Consider the following 5,265-nt stretch of genomic DNA (forward strand, 5'->3'; position numbering starts at 1 on the left):
CGCGGTACAAGCTAAAAAATTCGCTCGCTACTATCGCTTCTGCTAAGCCCATCGGTACCGCCATAAATAAAATCAAATTCCACGGCTGATTTGCCATCAAAAGTTCCATGTAATTCGTCATTGTCATGTTTTCTCCTTATTTTAGTTTAAAGGGCGCAATTATAGCGGCTTTCGGTAAAAAATTTTAAAACAATAGATAAGATTAAGTGCGCCTTTAATCTTATCTTTCCGCAAAATGATTTGAACTGCATCTTAAAACTCGCTCACAAATATTAAATTTATCTCGCCTCGCACGCCGCCCCTTCGTATCTAACGTGAAATTTAGAAAATTTATATTTGCAAATGCAGATACATTAAATTTATCCGAAACGCTTTAAATTCCGTAAAATTTCAGCTTCGCAAAGATAGAATTACAAAATTTTTTAAAAGGATTTAGAATGAAAAATGTCCTATTGTTTGTCTGCGCGGCGCTGATTATATGCGGCTGTTCTAACTCGGAGCATCCAGAGCCCGGCGTTTCGTATTGCAGCGAGCCTAAAATGGATGAAGCATCGCATCAAATGATTCAAATTTGCGGCGAAAGCGAGGAGCCGCAAATCGAAAATATGCAGTGCAACGAAAACGGGCTTTGCTTCGGCAGCGCAAAAATCAGGTAGCTGAAGCTCCCGCAGACGCTAGCGCTAAATTTAACTATTTTAAAGCCGAGCCGAATGCCCGCATAGCGCGGTCTAAGCCGCGCTTTAAAATTTAACCAGCAATTTAAATTTGGCTCCGCTTCACGCGCGCCGACGCATTTTATATATCTTGTTTTTACTGCGTCCGCCGATTGATCGAGCTGCTCTTGGCGCGATGAAATTTTAAAATTTCATCGCCAAACATGGCGCGTAATTAGGATTTAAAAGTAAGCGCGGCTCAAATTTCATAAATTTAAAATTTTAAAGCGACATGCGATTTAAAATTTCAGGTCTCTCACATGCTAGCGGTGCGAAATTTTACGTAAGCTCAAAATCCGCGCTAGAAGATTTCGTGCCGCTGCAAAATTTCTAGATCACCTCTGCTCAGTAGAATTTTTAGCAGTGCAGATGAGGACGCGAAATCTGCGCCGTGTAATCCCACGTGTATCGCACCATACAAATTTCTATGTCGTGCGCCCAAACACATAGCCTATCTCGCCACAAAATCGCTTGCGAAATGGCGCAGTATCCTTAGTCGCATAGCGCAGCGCAACCTTGCTCACTGCGTGGTCAAGATCCATAGCTGTAGTGCAAAATGGCGCAAAATTCTTTGCCGTGCGGTAGGAGTTCTCAGAGCAAAAAAGGCGCGGTATCCTCTACCGACGGTGCAAGTTTATAGTCTCTAACTCGCACCTTAAAATTCCGCTTCAAACTCATTACTTAAAATTTTGTCTAAAGAAAAATCACGTATGAGAAATTCCGCTTTATCTTTACGGCTTAAAATCTCGTACGGATTGCACCGAGCAAAATCTCGTCACTGCGCGACGTAATCTTAAAATTTCAGCGGTGAGCTCGTAGCGATATTAAATTATGCTTCATTATTACGACTTAAATTCTATCACAAGCCCGCAGATTTAAAATTTTACTTCAAACGACGCCGTGAAATTTCTACCCTTCCTAGGTAGATATCTCTCGGTGCCTGCGCCGCTCGCACTTAGCGGCGACGCTATATCTTTGCCGATAGCAATCCTCGCACAGGGCGCCTGCCACAGCGCGTAGAAAATAAAGCGCGCCGCCTGCTCGATTGCCGCCTCTAAAAATTTTAAGCGACCGCAAAATTTTAAAATTTAAAAGCAACCTTTGATTAAGCCGATTTTTATAAATTTGGATTTGCTTTGTAGCAGCGCAATCTGGTGAGCAAGGCGCAACTATAAGTTACGCAGCTAGCTTTACGTCAGCTGCTTAAACATTTCGATCTGCTCCTTCGTAAGCTCGATCAAATCATCGTTTGCGTATTTAAGCGATGTCTCCAGACTTGCGATGAGCTCCTTACGGACGAAGCTCACGCTAAAAAGCGTCGCCCAAAATCGCGCTCCGCTGCCCGTGCTCGGATCTTCTAAGACCGCTCTAATCGCAGCTACCGCAGCAGCATCGTCCGCCGCGCCCAATACCTCGTCCACGAGCGGATATTCACCTGCGCCGTCGCCCTCGTTTAGCGAGCGCAAAAGCGGCTCAAGCGCTTCATCACATGGATTATCACGCAAAAATTCCCGTACCGCGCGAAACTCTGCCGCGAGCTGATCCGAAAGCTGCGCAGGCATCGGCTGATGAAGTCTCAAAAAGTCTAATGCCGTTTGCTTGTCCATAAAATTCCTTTTAAATGATATGCGTGATTGTAGCTAATTTTGGATTGCAAAGAGATAAATTTACTCTAATTTATCAGCTACTTCCGTCATAAATTCTCAATGATCTTAAATAATTAGACAGTGATTTTGTAGTGGCTTTTAGGGGCGATTTTCGATGGGCTTTGCGGATTACGAAATAAAATTCTAAAATTTTATCCAAATAAAAAAGCCCCCGCGAAGTGCAGGGGCTTACAAGCTTAATCTGTTTAGTCCGGCAGAATTTAGCAGACTAAGAAGGATTATTCCTCGATCTTGCCGGTTTTGATGCGGCGCTCGTAGATTTCGCGCATCTCTCTAATGTCGTTTTTGACCTCGAATACGCCGTGCCAATGCGAATAATCAGGTCCGCCCATTAGCGCGCCTTGGCGCATTCTGCGACCCTCGTGATGCCACGAAGTGTAATAAATACGCTGGAACGCATCCGCCCAAGGATCGTCTTTTAGAAGTTTCTTTTCCTTAAGCTCTTTTAGCATCTTAGTCGCTTCGTCGTTGTAAACGTTATATAGAAGTACCTGCTTATCGCCCACCTCAAAGAAATTATTCGTGTGGGTGCTTGCGTGGCACTCTTTGCAGACTTGCTTCATCTCCGCACGCGCTGCCTCAGGACCGTTTAGGTTACCTGCCAAAGGATTGCCGACGTTTAACTTGCCGGTATTTAAAAACTCGCTTACCGCGGTCTCATTACCGCCGGTGCGTAGATTGCTCTTAGGCTGCCACAAATTCCACTTCAAGCGTTGAGATACGTTGTGAGTGGAGTTTAGATCGCCCACACCGCCGCTCATATGGCAGGTTGCACATGTAGGGGCGCGGTAGTCAGGAACCGCCCAAGTACCGGGAGCGCTATCGAATTTCCACTCATTGCTTTCAGCGTTAAATACGTGTCCGTGCATTGAGTTGTTGTAAATTTCGATATCCGGATGATCAGGTCCTAAGTGGCAAGATGCGCAAGCAGCAGGCTTACGAGCTTCAGCAATCGAAAATTTATGACCCGAGTGGCATGATTTGCATCCGCCTACGCTACCGTCCGGATAAACCGTACCGATGCCGTAAACGGGCCAGGTCTCTTTGGTAGGCTTGTTATGCTCATCCATTTTAACGACGCTACCGTGGCATTGAGAGCAGCCGGTAATATCAGGTGCATGTTTAAGATCAGGGATATCACGTCCTTCGTAGTGATACATTAGATCAACTATTCCTTTGTTGGCTTGCATTTGCATAGCGCCTCTTGCGTGACCGCTGTTTTCAAACTCTTTAACCTCGTTGCTGTGGCATTTAGCACAGGTTTTAGGGCTAACTAGCACCGAAATATGATTATCTGTGTCTTTCGGATGCGGCTCTTTAGCTGCCATAGGGCTATCTGCTGGCTGCGAGTGGCAGTCGGTACAGCTAACGCCTACGTGAGCGTGGCGGCTCATCTTCCAATCCGCAACGACGCCCGGAGTTTTTTCGGCATGGCACTCGACGCAGCGTCTAGCTAGCGGCGTAAGCTGCCTATTTACCTTTAAATTCTTCGTAAGACTAACGTTTACGGAATTGCTTACGTTCGCGTCCGACGCGGACATATTCGCATGCTGCGCGGGCATTTCTGCGAATGCAAACGATGCGATACAGGCTATTAAAATAGCGACTTTTTTTAGCATTGCTTCTCCTTTACTTGGTTTTGTTATTTTCTCGGTTGTATTTATCCCAATATTTGGTGATCTCTATACCCATATTTTTGTGGCCGACGTTTTCGTGGCACTGCACGCAGGTTTTGCCGGTAGCGCCCGCGAAATAATCCCTATGCGCGAGCCAGGCTTTATTTACTTGATTATTCTGCTCTTTTAAATTTCGATGGCAGCTTAGACAGCCGCTTTCATAAACGAAATGATTTCGCTCCTTGCGTTTTTCTTGCCAATCGATCTTATCTGCGTCAGTAAAGACCGTCTTATAGACATCATTTGCGGAGGTCAGAGCTTTGGTCCAAAGATACATAAAGGTATTTTCATGAGAGACGTGACAGGCGACGCAATCGGCCTTGAAGCCTTGCGGATTATTGCCGCCGTGAACATCGTTGTGAAAGGCGTTTGCCATCGGCTGCATCGTATGACAGGACACGCAGAATTTATCGGTGCCCGTAAGGTGAACCATCTCCGCAATCCCAAGAGAAAGTATCATTCCTATAAGCACACAAGCGCCCACGAGCAGCACAAGAGTTTTCTTTTTCATAGGTTTCCTTGATTTTAAAATTTCTTCGCAAAATTTTTAGTATTTGATAATTCGAAAAGCAGTATTTTATTATAAAAAGATTAAAAACCGCTTATTTTCTAGCCTTTTGTTAAAATTTATTAAATGAAGATAAAATTTTAAACTAAGTTTTTAGTTTAACGGAATATAATCCATTAAAATTTCAATACAAGGAGAAATCATGAAAACGATCCAAGCGGCTGAGATTACAAAAGTAGTCAGCGAACTTTGCAAAAAAGCCTGTTATCAAGTCACGCCAGATATGCGCGCGGCATTTGAGAAAGCGCGCGAGAACGAAACTTCGCCCATCGGCAAGGATATCTTAGGCAAACTCTTGCAAAATGCCGATTTAGCGGCGAAAGAGGTTGCACCGATCTGCCAAGATACCGGTATGACGGTGGTTTTTGTCGAACTTGGTCAGGATGTGCATATCGAGGGTGGATATTTGGAGGATGCTATCAACGCAGGCGTCGCGGACGGCTACGTAGGCGGCTATCTGCGTAAATCCGTGGTCGCAGAGCCGCTTTTTGAGCGTAAAAACACCACGAATAATACCCCCGCGGTCATCAATACACGTATCGTCCCAGGCGACAAGCTTAAGATAAAAGTAGCCCCAAAAGGCTTCGGCAGCGAAAACAAATCGGTGCTAAAAATGCTCGTTCCCGCAGACGGCATCGAGG

At 45.1% G+C, this 5,265-nt stretch carries 6 protein-coding genes; 2 read left to right on the plus strand and 4 right to left on the minus strand.

Going from position 1 to position 5,265, the window contains the following annotated elements:
• The coding region (locus Q0369_RS11195; RefSeq protein WP_367178975.1) for a DUF6803 family protein at nucleotides 1–127 on the minus strand (127 nt) is incomplete at its 3' end.
• A 310-nt stretch (nucleotides 128–437) separates the two neighbouring features.
• Here Q0369_RS11195 and Q0369_RS05180 point away from each other — a divergent pair.
• Nucleotides 438–656, plus strand: coding sequence for a hypothetical protein (locus Q0369_RS05180; RefSeq protein ID WP_298096910.1), 219 nt, complete (start codon nucleotides 438–440; stop codon nucleotides 654–656).
• Between the two features lie 1,247 nt (nucleotides 657–1,903).
• Here the strand turns inward: Q0369_RS05180 and Q0369_RS05185 are convergent.
• The 3 genes from Q0369_RS05185 to Q0369_RS05195 form a co-directional block, all read right to left on the minus strand.
• Entirely contained in the window at nucleotides 1,904–2,320 is a 417-nt protein-coding gene (locus tag Q0369_RS05185; protein WP_005870906.1) for a hypothetical protein, read from the minus strand.
• Between the two features lie 278 nt (nucleotides 2,321–2,598).
• Nucleotides 2,599–3,999, minus strand: a complete 1,401-nt coding sequence (locus Q0369_RS05190) for a multiheme c-type cytochrome (RefSeq protein WP_298096913.1) — start codon at nucleotides 3,997–3,999, stop codon at nucleotides 2,599–2,601.
• A 10-nt stretch (nucleotides 4,000–4,009) separates the two neighbouring features.
• Nucleotides 4,010–4,567, minus strand: a complete 558-nt coding sequence (locus Q0369_RS05195; RefSeq protein ID WP_298096915.1) for a NapC/NirT family cytochrome c — start codon at nucleotides 4,565–4,567, stop codon at nucleotides 4,010–4,012.
• A 199-nt stretch (nucleotides 4,568–4,766) separates the two neighbouring features.
• Here Q0369_RS05195 and Q0369_RS05200 point away from each other — a divergent pair.
• A partial coding sequence (locus Q0369_RS05200; RefSeq protein ID WP_298096919.1) for a fumarate hydratase occupies nucleotides 4,767–5,265 on the plus strand: 499 nt, incomplete at its 3' end.

It is taken from the genome of uncultured Campylobacter sp. (assembly GCF_938030685.1).
GTDB lineage: Bacteria > Campylobacterota > Campylobacteria > Campylobacterales > Campylobacteraceae > Campylobacter_B.